The organism is Streptomyces sp. NPDC086147 (assembly GCF_040702165.1).
Lineage (GTDB): Bacteria > Actinomycetota > Actinomycetes > Streptomycetales > Streptomycetaceae > Streptomyces.
In genome coordinates, this window is record NZ_JBFBJO010000002.1 from 745278 (window position 1) to 769422 (window position 24145).

The 24145-nt window shown below is 74.4% G+C and carries 23 protein-coding genes and 2 pseudogenes; 11 read left to right on the forward strand and 14 right to left on the reverse strand.

What is annotated here, in order from left to right:
• Positions 1-9 precede the first annotated feature (9 nt).
• From AB0398_RS07920 to AB0398_RS07945, 6 genes are all read right to left on the reverse strand, one after another.
• Positions 10-1053 carry a glycine betaine ABC transporter substrate-binding protein gene (locus AB0398_RS07920; protein WP_366372976.1) on the reverse strand — a complete coding sequence of 348 codons (1044 nt, stop codon included), beginning with the start codon at positions 1051-1053 and terminating at the stop codon, positions 10-12.
• A 53-nt stretch (positions 1054-1106) separates the two neighbouring features.
• The gene (locus AB0398_RS07925; RefSeq protein WP_366373036.1) at positions 1107-1892 is read right to left on the reverse strand and encodes an ABC transporter permease; all 786 of its coding nucleotides are present in this window, start codon (positions 1890-1892) and stop codon (positions 1107-1109) included.
• Between the two features lie 116 nt (positions 1893-2008).
• Positions 2009-3175 (reverse strand): LLM class flavin-dependent oxidoreductase, encoded by a 1167-nt coding sequence (locus tag AB0398_RS07930; protein ID WP_366372977.1) that lies wholly within the window; start codon positions 3173-3175, stop codon positions 2009-2011.
• 350 nt (positions 3176-3525) lie between these two features.
• Positions 3526-4101, reverse strand: a complete 576-nt coding sequence (locus AB0398_RS07935) for a 3'-5' exonuclease (RefSeq protein ID WP_366372978.1) — start codon at positions 4099-4101, stop codon at positions 3526-3528.
• An 83-nt stretch (positions 4102-4184) separates the two neighbouring features.
• The gene (locus AB0398_RS07940; RefSeq protein ID WP_366372979.1) at positions 4185-4856 is read right to left on the reverse strand and encodes a GntR family transcriptional regulator; all 672 of its coding nucleotides are present in this window, start codon (positions 4854-4856) and stop codon (positions 4185-4187) included.
• 92 nt (positions 4857-4948) lie between these two features.
• Positions 4949-6154 carry a CoA transferase gene (locus AB0398_RS07945; protein ID WP_366372980.1) on the reverse strand — a complete coding sequence of 402 codons (1206 nt, stop codon included), beginning with the start codon at positions 6152-6154 and terminating at the stop codon, positions 4949-4951.
• Between the two features lie 283 nt (positions 6155-6437).
• On the opposite strand from AB0398_RS07945, the gene AB0398_RS07950 reads away from it, so the two are divergent.
• Complete coding sequence (locus AB0398_RS07950) at positions 6438-7619, forward strand: acyl-CoA dehydrogenase family protein (protein ID WP_366372981.1); 1182 nt, start codon at positions 6438-6440, stop codon at positions 7617-7619.
• 31 nt (positions 7620-7650) lie between these two features.
• Here AB0398_RS07950 and AB0398_RS07955 read toward each other — a convergent pair whose 3' ends face one another.
• Together AB0398_RS07955 and AB0398_RS07960 are read right to left on the reverse strand one after the other, a co-directional pair.
• Positions 7651-8154: an FBP domain-containing protein gene (locus AB0398_RS07955; RefSeq protein WP_366372982.1), complete on the reverse strand. Its 504-nt coding sequence runs from the start codon at positions 8152-8154 to the stop codon at positions 7651-7653.
• Between the two features lie 97 nt (positions 8155-8251).
• The gene (locus tag AB0398_RS07960; RefSeq protein WP_366372983.1) at positions 8252-9667 is read right to left on the reverse strand and encodes a DUF6777 domain-containing protein; all 1416 of its coding nucleotides are present in this window, start codon (positions 9665-9667) and stop codon (positions 8252-8254) included.
• Between the two features lie 110 nt (positions 9668-9777).
• Between AB0398_RS07960 and AB0398_RS07965 the strand changes: the two genes are divergently transcribed.
• Positions 9778-11154 carry a streptophobe family protein gene (locus tag AB0398_RS07965; protein ID WP_366372984.1) on the forward strand — a complete coding sequence of 459 codons (1377 nt, stop codon included), beginning with the start codon at positions 9778-9780 and terminating at the stop codon, positions 11152-11154.
• Between the two features lie 40 nt (positions 11155-11194).
• Here AB0398_RS07965 and AB0398_RS07970 read toward each other — a convergent pair whose 3' ends face one another.
• From AB0398_RS07970 to AB0398_RS07980, 3 genes are read right to left on the reverse strand one after another with little or no spacing between them, the layout of a single operon-like run.
• Positions 11195-12196 carry a serine/threonine-protein kinase gene (locus AB0398_RS07970; protein ID WP_366372985.1) on the reverse strand — a complete coding sequence of 334 codons (1002 nt, stop codon included), beginning with the start codon at positions 12194-12196 and terminating at the stop codon, positions 11195-11197.
• On the reverse strand, positions 12196-12993 hold the full coding sequence (locus tag AB0398_RS07975; protein ID WP_366372986.1) for a hypothetical protein: 798 nt from the start codon (positions 12991-12993) through the stop codon (positions 12196-12198). The genes AB0398_RS07970 and AB0398_RS07975 overlap by 1 nt, the downstream gene beginning before the upstream one ends.
• A 4-nt stretch (positions 12994-12997) precedes the next feature.
• Positions 12998-15535, reverse strand: a complete 2538-nt coding sequence (locus tag AB0398_RS07980; RefSeq protein WP_366372987.1) for an FHA domain-containing protein — start codon at positions 15533-15535, stop codon at positions 12998-13000.
• A gap of 104 nt (positions 15536-15639) precedes the next feature.
• Here AB0398_RS07980 and AB0398_RS07985 point away from each other — a divergent pair, with 104 nt between their 5' ends.
• Positions 15640-16296, forward strand: a complete 657-nt coding sequence (locus AB0398_RS07985; protein ID WP_366372988.1) for a TetR/AcrR family transcriptional regulator — start codon at positions 15640-15642, stop codon at positions 16294-16296.
• Here the strand turns inward: AB0398_RS07985 and AB0398_RS07990 are convergent.
• Positions 16260-17066, reverse strand: coding sequence for a class II aldolase/adducin family protein (locus tag AB0398_RS07990; protein ID WP_366372989.1), 807 nt, complete (start codon positions 17064-17066; stop codon positions 16260-16262). The genes AB0398_RS07985 and AB0398_RS07990 overlap by 37 nt on opposite strands.
• A gap of 191 nt (positions 17067-17257) precedes the next feature.
• Between AB0398_RS07990 and AB0398_RS07995 the strand changes: the two genes are divergently transcribed.
• Both AB0398_RS07995 and AB0398_RS08000 read left to right on the forward strand, forming a co-directional pair.
• Positions 17258-17911, forward strand: a complete 654-nt coding sequence (locus AB0398_RS07995) for a ThuA domain-containing protein (RefSeq protein ID WP_366372990.1) — start codon at positions 17258-17260, stop codon at positions 17909-17911.
• Between the two features lie 108 nt (positions 17912-18019).
• Entirely contained in the window at positions 18020-19417 is a 1398-nt protein-coding gene (locus AB0398_RS08000; RefSeq protein WP_366372991.1) for an NADP-dependent succinic semialdehyde dehydrogenase, read from the forward strand.
• A gap of 33 nt (positions 19418-19450) precedes the next feature.
• Here AB0398_RS08000 and AB0398_RS08005 read toward each other — a convergent pair whose 3' ends face one another.
• The gene (locus tag AB0398_RS08005; protein ID WP_366372992.1) at positions 19451-21535 is read right to left on the reverse strand and encodes a SpoIIE family protein phosphatase; all 2085 of its coding nucleotides are present in this window, start codon (positions 21533-21535) and stop codon (positions 19451-19453) included.
• A 76-nt stretch (positions 21536-21611) separates the two neighbouring features.
• On the opposite strand from AB0398_RS08005, the pseudogene AB0398_RS08010 reads away from it, so the two are divergent.
• The 6 genes and pseudogenes from AB0398_RS08010 to AB0398_RS08035 form a co-directional block, all read left to right on the forward strand.
• Positions 21612-21773 (forward strand): annotated as a pseudogene (locus tag AB0398_RS08010) (BTAD domain-containing putative transcriptional regulator); the annotation flags it as partial.
• A 122-nt stretch (positions 21774-21895) separates the two neighbouring features.
• Positions 21896-22159, forward strand: coding sequence for a hypothetical protein (locus AB0398_RS08015; protein WP_366373037.1), 264 nt, complete (start codon positions 21896-21898; stop codon positions 22157-22159).
• Positions 22156-22737 carry a hypothetical protein gene (locus AB0398_RS08020; RefSeq protein WP_366372993.1) on the forward strand — a complete coding sequence of 194 codons (582 nt, stop codon included), beginning with the start codon at positions 22156-22158 and terminating at the stop codon, positions 22735-22737. The genes AB0398_RS08015 and AB0398_RS08020 overlap by 4 nt, the downstream gene beginning before the upstream one ends.
• An 8-nt stretch (positions 22738-22745) precedes the next feature.
• On the forward strand, positions 22746-22946 hold the full coding sequence (locus AB0398_RS08025; RefSeq protein ID WP_053640636.1) for a hypothetical protein: 201 nt from the start codon (positions 22746-22748) through the stop codon (positions 22944-22946).
• A gap of 258 nt (positions 22947-23204) precedes the next feature.
• Positions 23205-23510, forward strand: a complete 306-nt coding sequence (locus tag AB0398_RS08030; protein WP_366372994.1) for a hypothetical protein — start codon at positions 23205-23207, stop codon at positions 23508-23510.
• 30 nt (positions 23511-23540) lie between these two features.
• Positions 23541-23798: a hypothetical protein gene (locus AB0398_RS08035; RefSeq protein ID WP_366372995.1), complete on the forward strand. Its 258-nt coding sequence runs from the start codon at positions 23541-23543 to the stop codon at positions 23796-23798.
• A gap of 149 nt (positions 23799-23947) precedes the next feature.
• Here AB0398_RS08035 and AB0398_RS08040 read toward each other — a convergent pair.
• Positions 23948-24145: pseudogene (locus AB0398_RS08040) on the reverse strand (nicotinate phosphoribosyltransferase); the annotation flags it as partial.

A 24145-nucleotide genomic window follows, 5' to 3' on the forward strand; every position in this document is an offset into this window, starting at 1 on the left:
GCCCCCGCTTCAGCCGGCGACACGGGCCAGCTCCTTCAGCGCGAGGCCCTTCTCGAAGACCGACCGGTCCGGCACGGCGTCGATGGCCTTCTGGCCCTTGAGGAAGACGGCGGCGTCGTGCAGGTTCGCCGCGAGCGCGCCCGGAGCGCCGGGCTTGCCGAGGTACTGCGCCCCCTGCTGCTCCCGCGCGGTGAGCAGGACCAGCTCGGCGAGCTGCTTCCGGGCCTCCTCGGGGCCGAGATTGAGCTCGGCGCCGATCGCGGTGGCCGCCTTCGCGGGGTCGCTCTTGGCCAGCTTCACCGCCTGGTCCTCGGCCTTCAGCCAGGCGTCCACGATCTCGGGGTGCTTCGCCGCGAACGCGTCGGTGACCACGCCCAGGTCGGCGGTCGGCCTGCCCTTCGCCGCGATCTCCCGGCTGGAGACGAGCACCTTCCCGTCCTTCTTCAGCTCGGTCAGGCTCGGCGTCCACACGTAGGCCGCGTCGATGTCGCCCCGCTGCCAGGCCGCGAGCGCGTCCTGCGGCTGGAGATCGACGAGCGTCACGTCGGACGCCTTGAGCCCCGCCGACTCCAGCGCCACGAGCAGCGAATAGTGAGCGGTCGAACCGAACGGGGTCGCTATCTTCCGCCCCTTGAGCGCGGCGACGGACGCGACGTCCTTCTTGGCGACGAGCGCCTCGTTGTCCCCGATCAGATCGTGGATCCACAGCACCTTGTACGGGATGTTCAGCGGCGCCGAGAGCCCCTTGGTCACCGGGCTCGAACCGAGGAGTCCGAGGTCCACCGACCCGGCGATCACGGCGGTGTTGACGTCGCCGCCCGAGTCGAACTTCACCCACGACACCTCGGCGTCCGGCAGCGCCTTCTCCAGGAGCCTCTGGTTCTTCACCACCAGGTCGGCGTTGGGGATCGCCTGGTACGCGATGCGCACCCGGACCTTTCCGCCCTTGCCCTCGCCACCGGAGTCGGCACCGCCGCAGGCGGTCGTGGAGAGGGCGAGCAGCAGGGCGGTGGCGGAGGCGGCGAGCACGGCGCCGCGACGGGAGGAGGGCATGACGGTTCCTTCGGGGAAGAGGGAGGAGAGGTGGGGAAGAGGAGGAGGGTGGGTCAGGCGCGGCCGCGCCACGGGACCGCCGCCCGCTCCAGACCCCGGAACAGCGCGTCGAGGAGGATTCCGGAGAGGCCGATGGCGATGATGCCGGCGATGACGACGTCGGTCTGGTTGTAGCGCTGGGCGTCGCGGATCATGCCGCCGATGCCGGGCACGCCGTTGATGGTCTCGGCGGCGACGACCGAGGTGTACGCGATGCCGACGGCGATCCGCACCCCGGTCAGGATCTCCGGCAGCGCCGACGGCAGCCGGACGGAGAGCAGCAGCGCCACCGGCCCCGCCCCCAGGGCCCGGCCCGCCTCCACCAGGTCGGCGGGGACGCCCCGGACGGCCGCGGCGGTGGCCGCCGCGATCGGCGGGAGGGCGGCGACGAGCAGCAGCCAGATCTTCGGCGACTCGTCGATGCCGAACCAGATGACGAGCAGCGAGAGGTACGCCAGCGGGGGCAGCGTGCGCAGGAAGGTGACGGCCGGCTCCAGGACCACGGCGAGCGGCTTCACCACCCCGATGAGGAGCCCCAGGGGGATCCCGACGAGCGCCGCGTAGCCGGTGCCGATCGCGATCCGGCGCAGCGAGACCGCCAGGTGCTCGACGAGCAGATGGCCGCTGATGCCGCGCACCCCGTCCCGGACGGTGGACGCCTTCACGAAGGCCTGCCACACGTCGCCCGGGGACGGCACGAGCACACGCGGCCAGACGCCCGCCGCGACCACGGACTGCCAGGCCGCGAGGAGGACCGCGAGCGCGAGGAGCCGCAGTGCGGTCCAGCGCAGGGCCGCCAGCCCGGCCGGTATCCGGCGGGCGGGCCGCCCGGCGGCGGGGACGGCACCGGCCTTCTCGCCCGCGGCACCGGCCTTCTCCGCCGCTGTGCCGGTCCCCTTCGCGGTGCCGAGGAGGGTCACGCCGCCACCTCCCCGGCCGACGCCGGGCTGTCGGTCTCGGCGCCGGTCGTCTCCGCGCCGGCCGCCTCCGAGAGCGCCCGCAGCCGCGGTGCGACCTCCTCGCCGACCCGATAGGCCTCTTCGAGGTGCGGATAGCCGGACAGGACGAACTCGTCGATGCCGGCCCGCCCGTACTCGAAGAGCCGCTGCGCGACCTCGTCGTGCGAGCCGACCAGGGCCGTGCCCGCGCCCTCGCGGACGAGCCCGATGCCCGCCCACAGGTTGGGGGAGACGGTCAGGTTCTCGGCGGAGCCGCCGTGCAGCGCGGTCATCCGGGCCTGCCCGGTGGAGTCCATCCGGGCGAACCGCTCCTGCGAGACGCGGACCGCCTCCGGGTCGAACCCGGCCAGGATGCGGTCGGCCTCCCGCCAGGCCTCGGCGGCGGTGCCGCGGGTGATGACGTGGAGGCGGATCCCGAAGCGCAGGGCGCGCCCGGCCCGCGCGGCCTTCTCCCGTACCCGGGCGACGCGTTCGGCGACGGCGGCCGGGGGTTCGCCCCACAGCAGCTGCACCTCGGCGTGGCGGGCGGCGACCTCCTCGGCCTCCGCCGACGCGCCGCCGAAGTAGAGGGGCACGGACGACTCCACGGAGGGCCCGTGCAGCCGGGCGTTCTCCACCCGGACGTGACGGCCCGCCAGGTCGACGGCGCCGCCGTCGAGCAGCTCCCGTACCACCTGCATGAGTTCGCCGGTCCTGACGTACCGCTCGTCCTTCGGCAGGTGGTCGCCGTACGCCCGCTGCTCGGCCGGGTCGCCGCCGGTGACCACGTTCAGCGCGATCCGGTCGCCGAACAGGCTCCGGAACGTGTCGGCCTGCTGGGCGACCAGCGTCGGCTGCGCGAGACCGGCCCGGAACGCCACCAGGAAGCCGATCCGCTCGGTCACCGCCGCGACGGCCGAGGTCAGCACCCACGGATCCGCACAGCCGAGCCCCACGGGCGTCAACAGCTTCTCGAAACCAACCTGTTCGGCCGCGCGGGCCACCTGGGCCAGATAGCCGAGACCGGCGCCGCGGCGGGTCGCGGCGGCGGTGCGGCCCTGGACGGCGGTGACACCGCCGGGATCGCGGCCGTCACCGCCGGTGGGCAGGAACCAGTGCAGTACGGGGGCGGCGGAAGAGGGCATGCGGGCGTACCTCGGGGGAAGTGCGGGGCGGAGACGGGCGTACCACGGAACGCCCGTCGGGCGCGGGAAGGATGACCGGAGGCCCGGGAGTTCAGGACCCGGGGCGTCGAACGCGGCGGAGGCGGCAGGCGGCGGAGATCCGCCGACGGCGCGAGGGGAGAGCGGGGAGGCGAGCCGGGAAGGGGCTCAGCAACAGGCCGCGCGACGACAGGAGTCGACCCGACACAGCATCCCCGCGACACGCAGAAGATCCACGTGGCGGCGGGAGACGAGGGCGGGAGTCATGGGCGCATCCTTGCCGCGCGAACGCTCCGCCGACAAGTCTCGTCCGTCATGTGGACCGCAGAGTCTCAGCTGTTGGGAACCGGGTCCTCCGGCCAGGCGCCCCGGTCGGCGATCCGCAGCACCAGGGCGGCGATGTTCCACGCGTCGTCCTCGCCCCGGTGGTGACGCCCTTCCAGGGGCAGTCCGGCGACCTCCAGGGCCTGCGCCATGCCGGGACGCCGGGCGAGCCCGTACGCCTCGGTGAAGACCGCCTTCGTGTTGGTGTGCCGCCGCCCGAAGGGGTACGGGGCGCCGGTGGCCCGGCACTGGTGGGTGAACTGCTTGCGGTCGTAGTCGCCCCAGCTCGCCCAGGGGCGCCGCCCCGCCTCGTACGTGGTGGCGAGGAGCCGGCAGGCGGCGGTGAAGTCCAGGCCGGTGTCGACCTCCGCCTGGGTGAGGCCGGTCAGTTCGGTGCAGAACGCGCTGACCCGCGAGCGGGCCGGGCGGACCAGGATCCGGTGCCGGGAGAGCCGCTCGCGCGCGTCCAGGTCGACCACGGTCAGCCCGATCTCGATGATCTCGCTCACCTGGCCGGGCGGGCGCTCGCCCTCCCAGCAGGTCGCCTCGACGTCGACGATGTTGACCAGGCCCCCGTGTTCCATGCGGACGAGCGTAGGGGGTGCCCTCACGGGCGGCACCCGGTTTTCCACGAGAGGGGGGTCCGGCGGTTCTCGTGGGAGAGGGATCAGTCGGCGTTCCGCTCCAGGACCGCGCGCAGGGCCGCCACCGCGTGCGCCCGGTGCTCGTCCAGCCAGCGGACGGCGGCCGCCTCGTCGCCGTGCCGGAGCGCGGAGATCACGGCCCGGTGCTCCCGCACGGCCAGCTTCCGGTGCGGGGCGTCCGCGTAGTACAGCGAGCGGTACGCGTCGGTGGAGTCCCACAGGGTCGCGATCAGGCGCACCAGGCGCGGCATTCCGCACGCCTCGATCAGGGTGAAGTGGAAGAGCCGGTTCGCCGTCGCCATCGCGGGCACGTCCCCGGCGTCGGCGGCCCGCTCCACCTCGCGCTGGATCCGTTCGAGCGCGCCGACGGTGCCCTCCGGCATCCGCGCCACGGCCAGTCGGACCGCCTCCGTCTCCAGGAGCTCCCGGATCCGGTAGATCTCCTCCAGGTCGTCGAGCGAGAGCTCCGCGACGAAGTAGCCCCGGTGTATGTGATGGACCACCAGGCCCTCGGCCTCCAGGGCCTTGAGGGCCTCGCGCAGCGGCACCCGGCTCACCTCGAACCGCGCCGCGAGGGCGTCCTGGCGGACCTGGTCGCCCGGCCTGAGCTCCCCGGTGGTGATGGCGCGCCGCAGTTCCTCCAGGACGAACTGCTGGGCGGTCTGCGGCCGCCGCTTCTGCACCGCGCTGCTCATCGCCTGTGACCTCCCGTTCCTCGTGCCGCCGCCGGCGGATCGCTCCTCCGGCGTGACCATCTTCCTACGGATCTTCCGGGTCCTCTCCCGGCTCAGGGCGTGCGGGCGGTCCGGCCCTCCGTGCCGAGCACGGCGTCCGTGTGCTCGCCGAGGCGCGGGGGAGCGGCCCGGTAGGAGGGCGGGGTGGCGCCGAGCCGGATCGGGTTGGCCACCTGGCCGGGGCCCGCCGCGGACTCGGGGACGCGCGGGGCGAGCCCGAGCCGGTCGGCCAGGCCGAAGGCGGCCGGCAGGTCGTTGATCGGCCCGCAGGGCACCCCGGCCGCCGTCAGCTCCTCGAACCAGTCGTCGGCGGTCCGGCCGCCGAGCGGTCCGGCGAGCGCCGCCGTCAGCTCCTCCCGGTGGGCGACCCGGGCCGAGTTGGTCGCGAAGCGGGCGTCCTCCGCCAGGCCCGGCAGACCGAGCCGCTCGCACAGCGCCCGGAACTGCCGGTCGTTGCCCACCGCCAGGACCAGCGGCCGGTCCTTCGCCCCGAACACCTCGTACGGGGTGATGCTCGGGTGCCGGTTGCCCATCGCGCGCGGCACGACCCCCGCGCCCAGGTGGGCCGCGGCCTGGTTGGTCAGCGCGGAGAGCAGGGAGCCGAGCAGCGACACCTCGACGCGCTGGCCCTCGCCGGTGCGCTCCCGGTGCCGGAGCGCGGCGAGCACGCCCATGCCCGCGTGCAGGCCGGTGACGACGTCGACCAGGGCCACCCCCGTCTTCGTCCCCGGCCCGTCCGGATCGCCCGTCACGCTCATCAGGCCGCCCATGGCCTGCACGAGCAGGTCGTACCCCGGGAGCCGGGCGCCCTCCGCGGTGCCGAACCCGGTCACCGAGCAGTAGACGAGCCCCGGGTTCGTCGCCCGCGCGTCCTCGTAACCGAGCCCCAGCCGCTCCATCGTGCCGGGGCGGAAGTTCTCCACCAGGACGTCCGCCCGGTCCACGATCGCGCGTGCCGCCGCCAGGTCCCCGGGATCCGTCAGATCGAGCGACACGGAGCGCTTGTTCCGGTTCACCCCGAGGAAGTACGTGGCCTGCCCGTCCGCGAACGGCGGTCCCCACGCGCGCGTGTCGTCTCCCGACCCCGGCCGCTCGATCTTGATCACGTCCGCGCCCAGGTCGGCGAGGAGCATCGTCATGTACGGCCCGGCGAGCACTCGGCCGAAGTCCGCGACGACGATCCCGGACAGGGCGCCGGGCGCGGTGTCGGGCACGGTGCCGGGTGAGGTGTCGGACTGGTCCGGCTGGGCTGCGCGCATTCCGCTCTCCTCGGGATCGGCGACCGAAGGTCGGATCCAATACACCGAATCCGGCACATGGGATCCAATGCGTCGGATCCGGTACATCGGATCCGGTACATCGGATCCGGTACATCGGATTCGGATATTGGATCCAGTCCACCGGACCGTAGAGCCGGGCCGGCGGATTTTCAATACTGGATCCAATATCCGATGTACGGCTACGCTTCGGCACGCCGAGTCGTCGCAGGCGCCCGTCACCACCCGTCACAGGCGCCAGTCGCCCACCGCCAGGAGGCCGTCCGTGAAGTCGTCGTCCACTCCCGTCCACCCCTTCGACCTGCTCGCCGTCGACGGGCTGCTGACCGACGAGGAGCGCGAGATCCGGCGCACCGTCCGCGCCGTCGCCGACCGGGAGCTGCGGCCGCACGTCGCCGGCTGGTTCGAGAAGGGCGAGATCCCCGCCCGCGAGCTGGCCCGCACCCTCGGCGGCACCGGCGTGCTCGGCATGCACCTGGAGGGCTACGGCTGCGCGGGCACCAACTCCGTCGCGTACGGCCTGGCCTGTCTGGAGCTGGAGGCCGTCGACTCCGGGCTGCGCTCCCTGGTCTCCGTGCAGGGCTCCCTCGCCATGTACGCGATCTGGAAGTACGGCTCCGAGGAGCAGAAGCGGCGGTGGCTGCCGAAGATGGCGGCGGGCGAGTACATCGGCTGCTTCGGCCTCACCGAGCCGGACGCCGGCTCCGATCCCGGCGCCATGCGGACCAACGCCAAGCGGGACGGCTCCGACTGGGTGCTCAATGGCACCAAGATGTGGATCACCAACGGCTCCGTCGCCGACGTGGCCGTCGTCTGGGCCCGCACCGAGGACGGCGTCCGCGGCTTCCTCGTCCCGGCCGGCACCCCCGGCTTCAGCGCCCCCGAGATCAGGATGAAGCTGTCGCTGCGCGCGAGCGTCACCAGCGAACTGGTCCTGGAGGACGTACGGCTGCCGGCCGACGCGATGCTGCCGGAGGCCCGCGGACTCTCGGGCCCGCTCGGCTGCCTCAACGAGGCCCGTTTCGGCATCGTCTTCGGCGCGCTCGGCGCCGCCCGCGACTGTCTGGAGACGGCGATCTCCTACGCCCGGGACCGCACCGTCTTCGCCCGCCCCCTCGCCTCGTACCAGCTCACGCAGCAGAAGCTCGCGGACATGTCCGTCGAGCTGGGCAAGGGCATGCTCCTCGCCCTCCACCTGGGCCGCCTCAAGGACGCGGGCGCGCTCACCCCCGAGCAGGTCAGCGTGGGCAAGCTGAACAACGTGCGCGAGGCGATCGCGATCGCCCGCGAGTGCCGCACGATCCTGGGCGCCAACGGCATCACCCTGGAGTACCCGGTGCTGCGCCACGCCAACAACCTGGAGTCGGTGCTCACCTACGAGGGCACGAGCGAGGTCCACTCCCTGGTCATCGGCAAGGCGCTCACCGGCGAGCAGGCGTTCCGCTGAGCCTTCCGCCCACCCCGGTCGCGGCGGGCCGTCAGCCCGCCGTGACCCGCCGGACGAAGGCGTCCAGGTTGCCCGTCGTCCGGGCGATCTGCTCGTCGAGGGTGAGCGACTCCTCCTGGCGCCGGCCGCGCAGCTTCGGCTGCCGCTTGCCGCGGATGTAGAGGGAGCAGGCGAGGTCGGCGCAGAGGTAGATCCCGACCGTGTTGCCCTCGCGGCCGCGGGTCCCGGCGAGCGGCGCCACGAGGAGCGTCACGCCCGAGGAGGCGTGTCCGGTCAGGCAGACCTGGCACAGGCTCGACTTCATGGCGCTGGTCCGGCCGGTGGCCGGGACCCGCAGGGACACGCCGAGCGGCCCGTCCTCGCGCGGGACGACCAGATGCGCGCGCAGCGGCGCGCCCGGGTCGACCCAGCCGAGGAAGTCCAGGTCGTCCCAGGGGAGTTCGGCGAAGTCGAGCGGCAGCTTGAGCCGGGCCGCCTCGCCCTTGGTGCAGTTCACGAAGGACGAGCGGATCTGTTTGTCGGTCAGTGATTCCACTCGGTGGACCGTACACGCGTCGTCCCGGACGGGCACCCGAATAAGGCGCCGGTCCATGGGGGCGGCGCCCTGTTCGGGGCGGTCGCCGATCCCCGGCTCAGGCCGGGACGGCCGCCGATCCGCCCGTGTTCGGGTCCGCCGGCGCGTCCCCCGAGGTCGGTCCCGAGTTCGGGGTGGAGGTGTCCGGCTGCGGTTCGGGCGGCGGCGGGGAGTCCGGCTGGGGCTCGGGCGGCGGTGGCGAGTCGGGCTGCGGTTCGGGCGGCGGCGGGGAGTCGGGCTGGGGCTCGGGCGGCGGTGGCGAGTCGGGCCGGGGTTCGGGCGGCGGTGGCGGGGAGTCCGGTTGTGGTGCCGGTGGCGTCGAGTCGGGCGAGGGGCCCGGCGAGGTCGGCGACGGGCCGGTCGAGGTGCTGTCGGAGGGGCACGGCGACGAGCCCTCCGGACACGGCTTCGGGGTCGGCGGCGTGGTCGGTTCGTCCCGGTCGCCGGTGTCGCCGTGCTTCCGCGCGAACCAGTCGCCGTCCTCGGGGTCGTACACCACGAAGACGTTCACGACCTTCGGGGAGGGTGCGACGGCGACCACCTGGTCGGAGGAGTAGCCCGGCCAGGCGGTGCCCGTCGTCCGGGGGTTCTTCTGGGGCACCGGCTCGGTCAGCGGGTTGCCGCAGGCGCAGCGCACCCGGGGCACCCCGCGGTCGTCGACCAGGACCGCCGTGCCGGACTGGAGGACCGCCTGGTAGGTGGTGGCGGAGCCGTTCTTGAAGCCGTGGTTCGTCACCCGGGTGTCGGCCCGGAGCTGGAGCGGGGTGAGGGAGCGCAGGTAGCCGGGCACCTCGTTCGCGGAGATGCGCAGGACCGAGGCGAAGGCCGCGTTCTTCGCGGGCTCGCCCGAGAGGTAGCGCACCTGCTGCTCCACGTCGCAGCTCGCCACCGACCGCGTCCCGCCGTAGAGGCCGGGCGCCGAGCCCGAGACCTGGGGCGTGCCGGCCTCCGCGGAGCCGCTGCGGGGCGGCAGCGTGGCCGGCGGGGCGGAGCCGGTGGAGCGGGCCGTCGACCGGGTGAACGGGTCCGGGCCGGTCGTGGAGGCGCTCTGCAGGAAGACCTCACCGCCGCCGGCGTTCGTGGTGCCGCCGTCGTCGCCCGAGCGGCTGGTGAGCACGACGATCAGGGCGACGGCCGCCACCAGGACGGCGGTGATCGAGGCGACCTTCGGGACGGAACGCCACCAGGGGCCGCCCCCGCTCCCGTCGCCGGGGTAGCGGGACGAGCCTCCGCCGTCCTGGCCGCCCCCGGAACCGCCCGGTCCGCTGCTCGAGTCGCCGGAGCCGCCCGAGCCTCCGGAGCCGCCGGTGGGCGGTCCCGAGGGCGGCGGAGGGCCGGCGGCGTCCGGGCGTGTGCCCGGACCCGAGAGGGGGCCGGAGGGAGGACCCGAGGGAGGGACCGACGGCGGACCGGACGGAGGGCCGGACGGCGGGTGGGAAGTCACGTTTTTCCCTTTCTTCCGTTCCGGGCCCATTGTGTGCGCCGACCCGTGCCCGGCCGCAAGCGGAGGCACGCCGTTCGCCCCGCCCCACCTGGAGCCACGGGCACTCCGCCCGCAAGCGCGCGGCCGTCCCCGGTACTAGCGTGGTCACCGTGAGCAGCAGGCCACCCACCCCCACGCGGCCCGCCGCGACCCCGGCCGGACTCCTTGCCCGGACCGCCCTCCAGGCACTGGCGGCCGTGGTCGCCGGACACCTGGCGATGGGCGTCGTCGCCGGGCTCGGTCTCTGGGCCGCGGGCGCCGCCGACCTGCCCGGCGGCTTCACCGCCGTCCTCGCCGCCGTCGTCGTCATGGCCGCGGGCGGCAAGGTCGAACTCTCCGGCGACGCCGGCGCCCTTGCCGGAACCCAGGCCCAGCTCACCGCCATGCCCCTCACCGTCACCCTGGTGGGCGCACTGGTCACCGGCTACTGCTTCCTGCGTCCCCTGCGCCACCACGCGGTGACCGGCGCCCGCGAACTCCTGCTCCGCGCCGGGTCCGTCACCGTCCTCTGGCTGATCGGCCTCGCGGGGCTCTCCGCCCTCGCGCGCCACGACTTCCGGATCACCGTCGGCGGCGGGGAGGCCGAGGACCCGCTCCTGGACCTCTTCGGCGAGCTCCTCGACTCGGTGAACCCGACGGTCGGCTTCCGCACCGACCTCGGACCCACGCTCTTCTACGGCCTTCTGTGGATCCTCGGCGTGCTCCTCATCGCCCTCCTCGTCTCCCGCAGGGCCCCTCTGCCGTCCCGGCTCGTCCGCTACCAGGAACCCGTCCGGCCCGTCGCCCACGCGATGCTCCTCCTGCTCCTCGCGTACGTGCTCGTGGGCCTGGTCGTGGGGCTCGTCGTCGCGGCGACCAAGGGCCGCCCCGCCGACACCTTCGCGGTCCTCCTCCTCGGCCTGCCCAACATCACCTGGCTCGCCCTGGGCGTCGGCATCGGCGGCTCCTGGGAGGGCAGGGCCGAAGGCCCCTTCGGCCTGCCCGTGCCGCAGATCCTCGACGCCGTCCTGCGCGGCGGGAGCGGCGGCGAGAGGGCGGACCTCTCGACCGTCGACCTGTCCTCGCTCGCCGCGCAGGACGGACGCGCCTGGTGGCTGCTGCCCGTCGCCGCCGTCCTGCTGCTCGCCGCCGCCTTCGCCGCCGCCGTCCGCTCCCCGGCCCGGACCCGGCTCCGGCAGCACGCCCTGCGGACGGGCGTCGGCTTCGCGCTCACCATGCTGGTCGCCGCCCCCGTCACCCTCGTCGAGGCCCGCTTCGGCCTCTCGGTCCTCGGCATCGGCGAACTCGACTCGCTCGGCGGGCAGGTGCTGCTGCGCCCGCGCGTCTGGACCGTCGTCGGCCTCGCGCTCCTGTGGGGCCTGGTCCTGGGCCTCCTCGGCGGCCTCCTCGCCTCCCGGGTCCGCCGGAAGGGCGAGGTCGAGCAGCCTGTCCACCGCGAGGACGGCGCCGGCCCGCCGGGGCCGCCGGGCGCTCCGTAACCCCTCGGCGGCCTCCGCGACCGCTCCCGGAACGGGCGGCCTACAGCTCCCGGAACACCGGCCGCGCCCACGCGGGCGGGGCCGGCGGCGGGCCGAGCGGTCCCGGCGCCCCGGCCGCCACCGGGCCCGCCGTCCCCGGAGCGCCCGGAGCCCCCGACGCCAGGGCGGCGCGCAACCGGGTGACGAACTCCAGGCACGTCCCGTACCGCTCCTCCGGCGTCTTCGCCAGCGCCTTCGCGAAGACCGCGTCCGCCGCGCCCGGGAGCTCCGGGCGCGCCTCGGAGACCGGCGGCGGCGGGTCGTACTGCTGCGCCCACAGCACCGCCCAGTCGGTGTCCCGGCGGAACGGCGGCGCGCCCACCAGCGTCTCGAACACCACGCACGCCAGGCCGTACACGTCGCACCGGCCGTCGACCGGTTTTCCCGAGATCTGCTCGGGCGCCACGTAGTCGAGCGTCCCCACGAACTCGCCCACCGTCGTGAAGCCCGTCAGGGACAGCGACTTCTTCGTCAGGCCGAAGTCGGTCAGGTACACGTGCTCCGGATGGTCGCGGTCGGTGCCCTCGGCCACCAGGATGTTGCCGGGCTTCACGTCCCGGTGCACCAGGTCGTGCGCGTGCGCCGCGTCCAGGGCCGAGGCCACCTGCACGGCGATCCTGCCCGCCTTCGCCGGCGGCAGCGGCCCCTCGCGGTCCAGCAGGGCCACCAGGTCCTGCCCGGCGACGTACCGCATGGCGATGTAGAGCACGCCCTCCGTCTCGCCCGCCTCGAAGACCGGCACGATGTGCGGGTGGTCGATCGAGGCGGCGACCCGCGACTCGTGCGCGAAGCGCTTGCGGAAGGTGTCGTTGCGGGCCAGTTCGGGGGCCAGCAGCTTCAGCGCCACCGTACGGTCCAGCCGCAGGTCCCGCGCCCGGTACACCACCGCCATGCCGCCGCGCCCGATCTCGCCCTCCAGGCGGTAGCCGGCCACCTCCTTGCCGACGAGCCCCGAGGGCCGCCCGGCCGGAAGGTCCGGGTCGGCGTGCGCCCCGCCGGCCATCAGCCCTCACCCGTCGGAGGCCGCTCCACGACCCGGGTCGGGGGCGGATCCGCGGCCCCGGACGACGGCCGCGCGACCCGGGTCGGCGGGGCTTCCGATGTCTCGGGCGGCTGTTGTACGACCTGGGTCGGGGGCGCGTCCGCCGCCTCGGGCGATTGTTCCACCACCTGGGTCGGAGGTCGCTCTACCGTCCCGGGAGGCTGCTCCACCACCTGCGTCGGCGGTCGCTCCACCACCCCGGCCTCCCCCTCCGGAGGCGCATCCGCGGGAGCCGCGGGCGGTGCGGCGGTGGCCGAGGGGGCGGCGGCGGCCGCGTACGTACTGAGTCCCGCGCCGTCGCAGTACACCCAGCGCTCGTGCTCCGCGTCGTACAGCCACACCGACTCGCCGTCCACGACCATGCCCACCCGCAGGCCGCGGGTCCGCAGCCGGAAGGCCTCGCCGTCGAGGCGGCCCGCGCCCAGCTCCTCGGCGGCCCGCCGGTAGCGGCCGAGGGCGTCCTCGGCGCGGGCGATCAGCGGGCGGGGGTCGGCGGTCCTGGTGAGGGGACGGCCCGCCGCCGGCGGATCGTCGGGGACGCCGACGAGCAGCCGCGCGTCGACCCACGCCGTCCAGCCGTTGGAGCACCGGATCCGCCCCCAGTCCCCGCTCCGCTCCTCCAGGCGCACCGGCAGGAAGGCGTCCAGGGGCGCCGTGGGCAGCCCCGGGTCGGGCGCCTCCCAGGCGGGCAGGCCGTCGCGCGGCACGACGTGGGTGGGCCGGAAGTCCGGCACGTACGCGGACACGGGGACGCTCACGGGCCTACCTCCGCATGACGACCGGCTCGTGGCGGCGCAGCAGCCGGGCCACGACCAGGCCGAGGACCAGACAGAGCACCACCATCATGCCCATGTCGAACAGCCAGGCCTCCGCCGTGTGCCGCATCAGCGGATCGGTGGTCTTGTCGCTCGGCGCCACCTTCCCGATGTCGATCGTCGCGCCCATCGCCGCGAACGCCCACCGCGAGGGCACCAGCCAGGCCAGCTGCTCCAGGACGGGCGTGCCCCGCACGGTCAGGAGGGCCCCGCAGAACACCACCTGCACGATGGCGAGCAGGACGAGCAGCGGCATCGTCACCTCCTCCTTGCGGACGAGGGCGGAGACGAACAGGCCGAGCATCATCGCGGTGAAGGACAGCAGCGCGACGGCGAGGGTGATCTCCACCAGCGGGGGCATCAGGACCCCCTTGCCGCCGGGCACGTTCAGCGGCACGCCGATCAGGGCCACCAGGGTCAGGACCACCGACTGCACGACCGTGATCAGTCCGAGGACCACCACCTTGGAGGCGAGGTACGCCGAGCGGGACAGACCGACGGCTCTCTCGCGCCGGTAGATCGTGCGTTCCTTGACGAGTTCGCGCACGGCGTTCGCCGCGCCCGTGAGGACCCCGCCCACGCAGAGGATGAGCAGGACGTTCAGCGACGACTCGGGGTTGAGACTGCCCTCCGACAGGGCGCGGGCCATCGTCCCCATCACGAACGGCAGCGCCACCATGATGACGATGAAGGTGCGGTCGGCGGAGAGCGCCGCCGCGTAGCGGCGCACCAGGGTCCGCAGCTGGGAGGCCCAGCTCTGCGCCTTCGGCGGCGGGGCGGGCACCTCGTCCCCGGGGGCGCTCCCGCCCAGGGGGAGGTCCGGGCCCGCCGCGGCGTCGGTGATGTACCGGCGCTGGAAGCGGGAGGAGCGGTAGCCGCCCGCCCAGTCGCGGTCCCGTTCCTTCTCGAAGGCCTCGAAGGCCTCCGGCCACTCCGTGAAGCCGAAGAACTCGAGGGCCTCGGAGGGCGGTCCGTAGTAGGCGACCCGGCCGCCGGGCGCGAGGACGAGCAGCCGGTCGCAGACGTCCAGGCTGAGCACGCTGTGCGTCACCACGACGACCGTGCGCCCGTCGTCGGCGAGCCCGCGCAGCATGTGCATCACGGACCGGTCCATGCCGGGGTCGAGGCCCGAGGTGGGCTCGTCGAGGAAGAGGAGGGACGGTTTGGTGAGCAGTTCCAGGGCGACGCTCACGCGCTTGCGCTGGCCGCCGGAGAGGCTGTGGATCGGCTGGTCCGCGCGCTCCACGAGGCCGAGCTCCCGGATCACCTCGTCGACTCGGGCCCGCCGTTCCGCGCGCTCGGTGTCCTCGGGGAACCGCAGCTCGGCGGCGTACCCGAGGGCCCGGCGGACGGTGAGCTGGAGGTGCAGGATGTCGTCCTGGGGGACGAGCCCGATGCGCTGGCGCAGCTCGGCGTAGTCCCGGTACAGGTCGCGGCCGTCGTAGAGCACCGTGCCCCGGTCGGCGGGCCGCTGGCCGGTGAGGGCGTTCAGGAGCGTGGACTTTCCGGCGCCGGACGGTCCGACGACCGCGAGCAGGCACTTCTCGCCCACCGGGAACGACACCTCGTCGAGGAGGGTCTTGTGCCCGTGGTCGACGGTGACGGCGAGCGATCGCACGTCGAGGGAGACCTCTCCGGTGTCGGTGAACTCGACGAGTTGCCCGCCGATCAGGCAGAACGCGCACCGCCCGACGCCGACGATGTCCTCCGGAGTCACCCGGGCGTCGGTGACGGGCCGGCCGTTGAGGAAGGTGCCGTTGTGGCTGTCCAGATCGTGGATCCAGTAGGTGCCGTCGGGGTGGGCGCGCAGTTCGGCGTGGTGCCGGGAGACGACGAGGTCGGGGACGACGACGTCGTTGTCGGGGGCACGGCCGATGCGGATGCTGTGGGTCGGCAGCGGCCGGACGGACGTCGGCTGCCGGAAGGTGCCGGTGGCGGCGGGGTGCGAGACGGAGGGGGGCCGCGGAGGAGCGGATTCCCGTGCGGGGCCGGACACGAAGTCCCGTACGGGCTCAGGCCCCGGCACCGGTCCGGGTTCCGGCACCGGCTCGGGTACGGGCACCGGTTCGGGTTCCGGTACCGGTTCGGGTACGGGCTCCGGCTCCGGTACCGGCTCCGGTACGGGTGGAGGCGGTGGTTCCGGTGTCGCCGGGCGGGCCGGGACGGCGGCCGAGAGGACGGCTCGCGGGCCGTCCTCCGGGTGTCCGAACCGTACGACGGTCCCGGCGCCCACATCGCGCGAAGGGGCCACCTTCCGGCCGTCCGCGAAGGTGCCGTTCGTACTGTCCTCGTCGGTCAGCGTCCATCGGCCGGCGGGCGCGCCGAGCACCGCGTGGTGCCAGGACACGCGGGCGTCCGAGAGGACGACGTCGCTGGTGGGGTCCCGTCCGATGCGGTAGACGCGGCTCGGATCCATGAGCGTCGCGTCCCCGTCGATCTCGAGGACCAGGTCGGGCGCCGCGGGTGCGGCCGGCCGCTCTGCCATGTCTGAATTTTATCCGCCGGAGCTGATCCCCGCCCGGGCGGGAGCCGCCGGTATGGTGGGCGTCCGCCGCGGCGAGCGGCCCGGACGAACTGGAGGACCCACCCGTGCCGAAAGGCGTCACCAAGCGGCGGCCCCGCACCCGCGCGGCGCTCCTGAGGGCCGCCCTGGAGACCTTCGCCGAGCACGGCTTCCACGCGACGACGATCGAGCAGATCTGCGAGCGCGCCGGCTACACGCGGGGCGCGTACTACTCGAACTTCGCGAGCAAGGAGGAGCTCTTCCTCGCCCTCTTCGACGAGCACAGCGACCGGACGGTGCGGCGGCTCGCCGAGTCGATCGACGCGCTGACGGCCGAGGAGTACACCCTGACCCGGCTCGCCGAGCTGGCCTCCCGCGTGGAGCCGGACGAGCGGGACTGGTACCTGGTGACCACCGAGTTCACCCTGCACGCCATCCGGGATCCGCAGGCCGCCTGGGTGCTCGCGCGCCACGACGAGCGGCTGCGGGCCGAGATAGCCCGCGGCCTCACGCTCGTCCTGCGCCGGGCCGGACGCGAACTGACCGTGGACGCCGACCGGTTCGCGCGCCTGCTCATCGCCCTGCGCGAGGGTGGTCTCGCACAGAGCTACGTGGAGCCGGACGCGCTGCCGCCGGGCAGTCTGGAGCGCCAGTTCCTCCCCGCGTTCCTGGAGGCCCTGACGCGCGGACTGCCGGAACCCGGGGGTCAGTCGAAGAGGTCCGGGTCGGACGCGGTGATCTGATCCCACAGCGGGCGCGCCTGGAACCAGCCGGCCAGGTGCCCGCCGATCTGCCCGCGCGTGAGCAGCGCGGTCTCCCGGTCGATGGACTGCGGGGTGCCCGCGGCCATCGCGAGGAGCTGGGCCTGGCAGGAGCGCTCCATGGTGACGAACCACCAGACGGCCTCGGCGACGGAGTGGCCGACCGTCAGGAGCCCGTGGTTCTTCAGGATCACCGCCTTGTACGCGCCGAGGGCCTTGGCGACCCGCTCGCCCTCCTCGGTCTCGTTCACCACGCCCCGGTAGTCGTCGTAGATCCCGTGGTCCTCGAAGAACGCGCAGGCGTCCTGGGTAATCGGGTCGAGCGGGATGCCGAGGCTGGAGAAGGCCTTGCCGTACAGGGAGTGCGAGTGCGCGGCGGCGACCGCGTCGGGCCGGGCGGCGTGGACCCGGGAGTGGATGACGAAGGCGGCCCGGTTCACGGGCCGGCGCCCTTCGAGGACGACGCCCTCGTGGTCGACGAGGATCAGGTCGGAGGCCTTGATCTGGCTGAAGCTCATCCCGAACGGGTTGACCCAGAAGGCGTTCGGGTCGCCGGGGTCGCGGACGGTGATGTGCCCGGCGACCCCCTCGGAGAAGCCGAACCGGCCGAAGACACGGAATCCGGCGGCCAGTTGCTCCTTGCGGTACCGCCGCTCCTCCTCGACGCTCTCGAAGGCGGGCGGCAGCGGCAGGACGACCCCGTCGGGCAGCGGCCCGACGGCGGCGGCGAGCGCGGGCGGCACGGTGCTCATGGCGGCTCCTCCAGGGAAACGGGGCCGGGGCGGACGGAGACAGCCCCGGACGGCGCGCCAAAAGATACAGAGATGTATCCGATGCGACAATGGATCAGGGCGAGCCTTGCGGGCCGAGGTCCCCGGTGACTACGGTCGACCCGCAGGGGGAAAGCGCTTTCCCCAGCCCTTCCGCCCCTGGAGCGCGCCGCGTGACCACCGCAGACGTCCTGATCTACACCCGCACCGCCGGATACCGCCACGACTCGATCCCCGACGGCGCCGCCGCGCTCACGGAGCTGGCGAAGGAGCTGGGGCGGACGGCCGAGGTCACCGAGGACCCGGGCGCCTTCACGCCCGAACGGCTCGCCCGGTGCGCCGTCGTCGTCATGCTCTCCACGACCGGGAACGTCCTGACCCCCGAGGGCCGGACCGCCTTCGAGGCGTACCTGCGGGGCGGCGGCGCCCTCCTCGCCGTGCACGCCGCCGCCAACGCCGAACCCGACTGGCCCTTCTACGGGGAGCTGCTCGGCACCCGCTTCGACGGCCATCCCGAGGTCCAGCCCGGCACCGTCCTCGTGGCCCCGGGCGACCACCCGGCGACCGCCCCGCTCCCGGCCCGCTGGGAACGGACGGACGAGTGGTACAACTTCACCTCCGTCCCCCGGGGGGTACGGGTCCTGGCCCGGGCCGACGAGACCTCGTACCGCGGCGGCGCCCACGGCGACGACCACCCGCTCGCCTGGTGCCGGGAGGCGGACCGGGGGCGCGTCCTCTTCACCGCCCTCGGGCACGCCCCGGAGGCGTACCGCGACTCGCTCTTCCGCGCCCACCTCGCCGGCGCCCTGACCTGGCTGACCGCCTGACCGCCCGGCGACCGCCCGGATCACCCCGCCGTCCCGCCCCTGTTGCGCCGCGCCGCTCTTCACGGAAGGTTGGTGTCGGACGGGGACCGAGGCAGGAGGAGACAGGCCATGGGCATCGCCACCGTGAACCCCGCGACCGGCGAGACGCTGCGCACCTACGAGGCCCACGGGCCCGAGGAGGTCGAGCGCCGTATCGCAGCCGCGCACGAGACGTACCGCCGGTACCGCACCACCTCCTTCGCCGAACGCGCCCGCCTCCTGCGCGCCGCCGCGACCCTCCTTGACGAGGACACCGAGGACATCGCGCGCACCATGACGATCGAGATGGGCAAGCCGATCGCCGCCGCCCGCGCGGAGGCCGGCAAGTGCGCCAAGGCCATGCGCTGGTACGCCCGCCACGCCGAGGAACTGCTCGCCGACGAGCACCCGGCGGAGAGCGACGTCCAGGACTCCGGCGCGGACACCGCCCGCGTCCACTACCGGCCCCTCGGCCCCGTCCTCGCCGTCATGCCGTGGAACTTCCCGCTCTGGCAGGTGATCCGCTTCGCCGCGCCCGCCCTCATGGCGGGGAACACGGGCCTCCTCAAGCACGCCTCCAACGTGCCGCAGACCGCGCTCTACCTCGGCGACCTCTTCCGCCGCGCCGGATTCCCCGAGGGCTGCTTCCAGACCCTCCTGATCGGCTCCCGCGAGGTCGAGGGCGTCCTGCGCGACCCCCGCGTGGTGGCCGCCACCCTCACCGGCAGCGAACCGGCCGGCCGGTCCGTCGCCTCCGTCGCGGGCGACGAGATCAAGAAGACCGTCCTGGAACTCGGCGGCAGCGACCCGTACATCGTGATGCCCTCCGCCGACGTCGTCGCGGCCGTGAAGACCGCCGTCACCGCCCGCGTGCAGAACAACGGCCAGTCCTGCATCGCCGCCAAGCGGTTCATCGTCCACCGGAACGTGTACGACGACTTCTCCGAGCGCTTCACCGCCGCCATGAACGCCCTCACCGTCGGCGACCCCCTCGACGAGTCCACCGACGTCGGCCCCCTCGCCACCGAGCAGGGCCGCGCCGACCTGGAGGAACTCGTCGACGACGCCGTGGAGAAGGGCGCCACCGCCCTCTGCGGCGGCCACCGCCCCGACGCCGAGGAGCTGCGGAACGGCTGGTACTACCGCCCCACCGTCCTCACCGGTATCACTCCGGAGATGCGGATCCACCGCGAGGAGGCTTTCGGCCCGGTCGCCACCGTCTACCCGGTCGGCGACGTCGAGGAGGCCGTGGCCGTCGCCAACGACTCCCCGTTCGGACTCAGTTCCAACGTCTGGACCCGCTCCCAGGAGGAAGTCGCCCTCTTCGTCCGCGACCTTGAGGCCGGCGGCGTCTTCGTCAACGGCATGACCGCCTCCCACCCCGCGCTCCCCTTCGGCGGGGTCAAGCGCTCCGGGTACGGACGCGAACTCGCCGGCCACGGCATCCGCGAGTTCTGCAACGTCACCACGGTGTGGCAGCGCGCCTGACCCCACCGCCGGACGCCGCTCCCCGCCGAGGGCTCACCCGCCGCCGGGAGCGGTGTCGGCCGGCACCTGCACCGGACCGATCTCGCACCACACCGCCTTGCCCTCGCCGCGCGGCTCGACCCCCCACCGGGAGGCCAGCGCGTCCAGCAGGAGCAGCCCGCGCCCCGACGTGGCCGCCTCGCCCGGAGTACGGCGCCGGGGCCAGGCGCTCGACCGGTCCTGCACCGACAGGCGCACCCGCCGCACCGGCTCGGGCAGCACCTCCAGGGTCAGCACCGCGCCCCCCTCCGTGTGCAGCAGCACGTTGACGAGCAGCTCGCCCGTCAACAGCTCCGCGTCGTCCGCCAGTTCCCGCATGCCCCAGTCGCGCAGCGCCTGCCCCACGGCCGCCCGCGCGTCCGAGAGGCCCTGCGGATCGGCCTGGTGGATGTACTGGTGGATGCGCGGCGCCTTCGGCGTGCCCGGGTCCGGGCTGCGCCGCAGCACCAGGAGGGCCACGTCGTCGCCCGAACCCCACCGCTCCCACAGCCGGTCGGAGAGGTGGTCGGCGAGCGCCTCGGCCTGCGGCGGACCGCTGGCGATCGCCCCGGCGAGCGCGGCGAGACCGGACGAGATGTCCGAGTCCGGCTGCTCGACGAGCCCGTCCGTGCAGAGCACCAGGGTCTCCCCGGGCACCAGGTCGAGCCGCGTCTCCGGGAACTCCTCGTCCCCGAACACGGTCGCCAGGCCCAGCGGGAGCCCGCCCCGCAGCTTGGGCTGCCCCACCCGGCCGTCGTTGTGCCGGATCAGCGGATCCAGGTGCCCGGCCCGCACCGCGCGCAGGGTGCCGCTCGCCAGGTCCACCTGCGCGTACGTGCAGGTCGCGAAGCGGTTGGTGTCCAGCTCGGCGAGGAACCGGGAGGCCCGGGCCAGCACGGTCGAAGGGGCGTGCCCCTCGCCCGCGTACGCCCGCAGCGCGATCCGCAGCTGGCCCATGATGGCCGCCGCGTGCGTGTCGTGGCCCTGGACGTCGCCCACCACGATCCCGACCCGGCTGCGCGGCAGCGGGATCACGTCGTACCAGTCGCCGCCGACCTGACGCCCGCTCCACGCCGCGTGGTAGCGGACGGCGATCTGCCCGCCGGTGATCTCCGGGATCCGGCGCGGCAGCATCGCCGCCTGGAGCCCGGTCGCGAGCTCCCGCTCCTCGTCGAAGAGCATCGCCCGCTGGAGCGACTGGGCGACGATCGCCGCGAGCCCCAGGGCCAGGTTCCGCTCGTCGGGGTTGAACGAGGTGCGGCCCCGGTAGAACAGGGCCATCCCGCCCAGTGAGCGCGCCTGTGCCACCAGCGGGAGGTAGCAGGCGGCACGGAAGTCGAGCCGGGGCAGATAGGGGGCCAGCTCGGGGAAGTCCCGCCCGAGCGACGGGAAGGACGACACGAACCGGGGCCGGCCGCTCAGCACCGCCTCGGCCAGCGGCAGCCGCCGGTCGAGCCGCCGGTTGCGGAAGCCGTCGAGCACGTCGAGGGACTCCCCGCTGAGCGCGATGATGTTCAGCGAGCCGTTCTCCACGAGCCCCAGCGCGAGACCGTCCGCGCCGAGCCGCGCGAGGCCGTTCGGGCCGGTCAGGGCGGTCGTCACGTCGTCCACGGTCACCGCGCGCGACAGCGCGTTCGTCGTCCGCTCCACGATGTTCGTCTGGACCTCGCGCCGCTTCTCCAGGTCCCGGACGAACGCGAAGTGCATCACCTCGGCGGTCGTGTCCCGCACGACGCCGACGATCCGCCGGGCCCGCCCGTCCGGCGAGCGCAGGATCCGCGCCTGCACGTGCGTCCAGTGGGGTGGTCCGTCGTCCTGCGGGATCGGGAAGTGCGCGGTGTACGAGGCCGCGCCGCTCTTGACGGCCTCGCGCACGACGCCCCGGAGCTTGACCCGCTCCTCGGGGTCGAGCCGCGCGACGAGCGTCTCCGGGCGCCCGTCGAAGGCGTCCGGGGACACGCCGAAGACCAGCAGCCCGGACTCGTCGGCATCGATGCTGCCCGTGTCGAGATCCCAGTCGAAGCTGCCGGTCCGGTTCATGGCGAGCCACTCGGCGGGCCCGATCTCGCCACTGCGCGTACGCGGGTCGTCATCGGTCATCCCCCCCATTGTCGAACCCGCGCCCCGGCGACGCCATGGCGCTGACACGGCGTGGCGCGAGTTCGCCGCGAAGCAGCCCCTCGACGACCCCCTCCGGGCCCTGCGGATCCGCGCCCTCCGCGACACGGGCCGGGCGGCCGAGGCCCTGGCGGCGTACGAGGAGGTGCGCACGGCCCTCGCGGAACGCCTCGGCACGGATCCCGGGCCCGAACTGCGCGCCCTGCACGCCGAACTCCTCACGGACGACCGGGCCGCCGGGCGCCTCGCCCGCGCCGTCGTGGACGTGGAGACCCCGGCCCACCCGGTCGCCCCGTACCTCGTCGCCGCCCGGTTCGGCACCGCGGCGTGGGCTCGCGGAGGGTGGGCGGACCGGGCGACGCCGAGGCCGGGGCGCGGTTCCCCGGCGCGTACGATGCCCACGCCGGGGCCGGCAGCGGCGGCTTCCGCCCCTTCACCCCGGAGACGGAGCACCGGATCCGCACCCGCGCCGAGGAGGTCCTGCGCGGGGCCCTCGCTCCGGAGACGTACGCCCGCCACTACGAGGAGGGGGCGGCCCTGTCCCTCGGGGCCGCCGCCGACCTCGTACGACAGCCCTGGGAGACCCCGAGTGGAGACTTCGAGTGACTGACCACCACCCGTACCGGATCGGGACCCGGCGGGGAGACCTGTACGTGCTCTGGCGCCGGGGCGAGGGCGACGACCACGACGCCGTGGCCGCCGACGACCGGGGACGGCTCCTCGCCTTCCACGCCGTCGGCTCGGCCGAGGAGCACTGCGCCCGGCGCCGCTGGGACTTCGTGACGGACGCGGAGTCGTCCCTGGACCTGGAACCCGTGGAGGAGTGGGTCCGCGTTCCCGGGCCCGTCCCCGCGGCACCGCTCCTGGAGGCGTGGAACTTCTTCGAGGACCTGGCGCGGGGCGTGGACACCGCCCTCGCCCTCCCCGCCCAGGACGCGGTCCACGACGCCGCCTACGACCGGTTCTTCGAGGCCGACGACGGCGGACTCTGGACGGCCGCCGAGACCGCCGCCGCGCACGGCCTGCTCCGCACGGGCCTCGCCCTCTGGGAGGAGGCGGTGCGCGGGGCCGTCGTACCGGACGCGCACCTGCTCGTCCGGCGGGCCGGCGCCGGGTCCCCTCCGGTCCCGGATGCGTTCTCGCCGACCGGACACGAGAATGACCAGTGCCGGACGAACACGTAGGAGGCGGCATGAACGCTGAGCCCGACAAGACGTCCCCGGGGGACTTTCCGACGCCCGACCGGCTGCTGCACGCCGGATCGGAAGGGGAGTTCACGGCGGAGGACCTGGTCCTCGCCTCCGGCCGTGACGTGACCCCGAAGAACCTCGCCTGGGCGGAACGCCGGATGGCGGAGAAGGGGCGCGCCTCTATGGACGAGCTCCTGCCCTAGGTCGTGTCGCGTCGGCCCCGGTCCGGAGGACGTACCTCCGGACCGGGGCCCACGCGCGTCCGGCACGGACTCCTCGGGGACGAGGGCCACCGCACCGGGGCGCGGCCGTGGCGCGTGCCCGTGGACCGTTCCGGACGCGGACCGTTCGGCCCGTGCGGGCGATCCCCCCGGGCGCTGCGGGGTGCGGCGGCCGGACGGAAGAGTGGATGTCGGGGCCCGGCCCGAGGACCGGCGAACCACCCCCGTGGGAGGTGCGGCATGATCCGCCACGCTACGTCGGACGACGACGGGACCCCGTCCGCGCGGGGACCCCTCGGGCGCGCCGCCCTGGCCCTCCTCCTGACGATCGCCCTGGTCTGCGGCGCCGTGGCCGCCGGAGCGCTCTGGAAGGCCGGAGCCGACGCCGACCGCGAACGCGCCGCCCACCGGCACCGGGTGACGGCGACCACGACCGGCCCGGCCGAGGACCCGCCCGCCTCCACCCGGTACGGCACGGAGCCGTACGCCCTCGCGCCGGCGACCTGGGAGCACCCCGGGAACGTGCGCCGGTCCGGGACCGTCTAGGTGCCGCCCCGGACGCCCCGGGGGGACACCGTGGTCGTCTGGGTGGACGACGGCGGGACCCCCGTCCGGCCGCCGGTCGCCGCCGCGAGCCGTTGGCTCGCCGCGGTCTCCGGCGGCATCGCGGTAGTGGGCGCCGTCGGGGTGACGGGGGTCGGCGCGCTCGTCCTCGTACGGCGGAGTACCGAAGGCCGCCGGTACGCCGCCTGGGAACGGGAGTGGGAGCGGGTGGAACCCGTCTGGTCCGGCAGGCTCCGCCGGGACAGAGGGGCGGGAACGGACGACGACTGAACGGTCCCGGGGCGGACGGAACCGTCGGCGGAGCCCGGCTCCCGGTCGAGGTGGAAGGGCGGGGAGGAGTTCGTCGTCGGGCTCGCGTGGGCCGCGATGCGCAGGACCCGGCGGTCGAGCAGACCGAACAGGTCGCGCGGGCGCGTCCGTCAGGGACCCGGCCGCGTCTCGATCCTGTGCCGGACCAGGGTCGTCAGGGCCGTCAGCCGGGTCGAGGCCGCGGGCACGGGAGGCACCGGGTGCTCGATGCGCCGGGCCTCCTCCGGCAGGGCGGCGAGGTCGCGCGCGAAGCGTTCGCGGGCGGCGGCCAAGGTGTCGGGCGGTTCCGTGCGGAGTCCTCCGCGCAT